Genomic DNA, 2,117 nt, shown 5'->3' with positions numbered 1-2,117 from the left:
GGCGGCCGTGGGCGTCGGGGAGGTAGCGCCAGCCGGTGACCTGCGGCGCGGTGCGGATCCGGTGGATCTCGCGGGCGCCCACCGCGCGGGGCAGGAACACCTCCCAGCCGCGCGGGTCCGGTAGAGCGCGGATCCGCTGCACCGCCTCGGCGGCGGACATCGGTCGCTGGGCGTCCTTGGCGCGGTCCCGGTAGTGGCCGGCCAGGACCGGTTCGTCGTCGGGGAGGCGGACGTGCACCGCGACGAGCCCGCCGCGCCGGCCGAACCGGGCGAGCTCGCGCAGCCATTGGTGGGTCAGCGTGTACGAGGGCAGGACGGGGAAGCAGTACACGCCGCGTTCGCCGCCCTGCCCGCGGCTGTCCGCCCGGATGCCGGCGCGGCGGACCCGGGGTGCGTCCGCGGTCGAGGTGAGGTGCACGAACATCGCCATGGGGCGGCATCGTAGCGACCGCGGTGATGTGCTTCGAGCGGATTACGGCCGGGCGGCGCGCTGGTCGATCAGTGCCGCCAGGCCGTCCAGGATGCGGGCGAGGCCGAAGTCCAGCGCGTTGTCCTGGCCGCCGGGTTCGGCGATGGCGGCGGCGAGCGCGGGGTAGTCGGCGGCGTGCCGCTGGATCAGAGTGCCGAGGACGGCGAGGAGTTGGGCCTCGGGCGAGCCCTCCGCCCCGGCGGCGCGCGACTGTTCGACGATGCCGCGGACGTGTCCGGCGAGCAGGACGGCGGCGTCCATGCGCTCGGCGCCGGTGAGGCCGTGACCGTCCAGGGCGGACACGACCCGCTCCAGCCAGGCGAGTTCCTTCGGGCCCATCACGCGGGGGCCGACGGTGGCGTCGAGCAGCCACGGGTGGGCGCCGAACGACCGCGTCAACTCCTCGGCCCACGCGGTGAGCTGGTCCCGCCAGTGGCCGCCCGCCGGTGCGGCCGGCGGTTCGGCGACGGCGGACTCGACCATGAGCGCGACCAGTTCCGCCTTGCCGGGGACGTAGCGGTAGAGCGCCATCTTCGTGAAGTCGAGCAGTGCGGCCACCCGCTGCATCGAGACGGCGCCGAGGCCCTCCGCGTCCGCGACCTCGATGCCCGCCGCGGCGATCCGCTCCAGGCTGAGGGCGGGCTTGGGCCCGCGCGTGGGCTTGGCCGGCGGGCCCCAGAGCAGCCGGACCGTGTCGTTCACCGGTTCCTCGACCTCTGCCGCCATGTCCGCTCCTCGGGTCTTGCGCTCGGAATCAACTGTGTCTACCGTACACAGCAACGCAACTGTTTCCGATGGACGCAGTTAGCGATCCCCACCGGACGTCCGTACCGAACGGAGTGGTTTCCCCATGAGCACCAAGGTCCTGATCTCGGGCGCGAGCATCGCCGGCCCCGCCCTCGCCCACTGGCTCGGCCGGTACGGCTTCGAGGTCACCGTCGTCGAACTGGCCCCGGCGCTGCGCGGCGGCGGGCAGGACGTCGACTTCCGCGGCACGACCCACCTGACCGTGCTGGAGCGGATGGGCGTGCTCGACGAACTGCGCGCGCTCGGCACCGGCGGCAGCCCGATGACCTTCCTCGGGCCGGACGGGCGCCGGCTCCTCCACCTGCCCGCCGAGTTCGCGGGCGGCGACGTGGAGGTCCCGCGCGGCGAGCTGGCCCAGCTGCTGCACCGGCACGGCGCCGGCCGCGCCGAGTACGTCTTCGGTGACTCGATCACCGCCCTGGAGGAGACGCCCACCGGGGTCCGGGTGGCCTTCCGGCACGGCGCGGACCGCGAGTTCGACCTGGTGATCGGCGCCGACGGCCTGCACTCCAACGTCCGCCGGCTCGCCTTCGGCCCCGAGGAGCGCTACGTCCGCCACCTCGGCTACTACGCGGCCACCTGGCAGCTGCCGAACGACCGCGGCCTGGCGCCCGGTTCGGTCGGGCTGAACGTGCCGGGCCGGCTCGCCTCGGTCGGCGCGGACCACCGCGACCCGACCAGGGCCGGCGCCTTCTTCCTCTTCGCCTCGCCCGAACTCGCCTACGACCGCCACGATGCGGCGCAGCAGAAGGAACTCGTCCGGTCCGCGTTCGACGGCCTCGGCTGGGAGGTGCCGCGGCTCCTGGAGAGCCTGCGCGCGGCGCCCGAGCTGTACTTCGAC

The 2,117-nt window shown here is 74.3% G+C and carries 2 protein-coding genes and 1 pseudogene; 1 reads left to right on the top strand and 2 read right to left on the bottom strand.

Annotated elements, in window-relative coordinates; translation table 11 throughout:
- Together AB0O00_RS36870 and AB0O00_RS36865 are read right to left on the bottom strand one after the other, a co-directional pair.
- Positions 1–430: pseudogene (locus tag AB0O00_RS36870) on the bottom strand (HEAT repeat domain-containing protein); the annotation flags it as partial.
- A gap of 42 nt (positions 431–472) precedes the next feature.
- Complete coding sequence (locus tag AB0O00_RS36865; protein WP_363659065.1) at positions 473–1,195, bottom strand: TetR/AcrR family transcriptional regulator C-terminal domain-containing protein; 723 nt, start codon at positions 1,193–1,195, stop codon at positions 473–475.
- 124 nt (positions 1,196–1,319) lie between these two features.
- Here AB0O00_RS36865 and AB0O00_RS36860 point away from each other — a divergent pair.
- Positions 1,320–2,117 (top strand): FAD-dependent monooxygenase (locus AB0O00_RS36860; RefSeq protein WP_363659064.1); only part of this gene is annotated, 798 nt, incomplete at its 3' end.

This window comes from Kitasatospora sp. NPDC093558, assembly GCF_040683475.1.
Lineage (GTDB): Bacteria > Actinomycetota > Actinomycetes > Streptomycetales > Streptomycetaceae > Kitasatospora.
The sequence above is the reverse complement of the archived record's forward strand: the minus strand, read 5'-3'. Positions and strand labels throughout refer to the sequence as shown.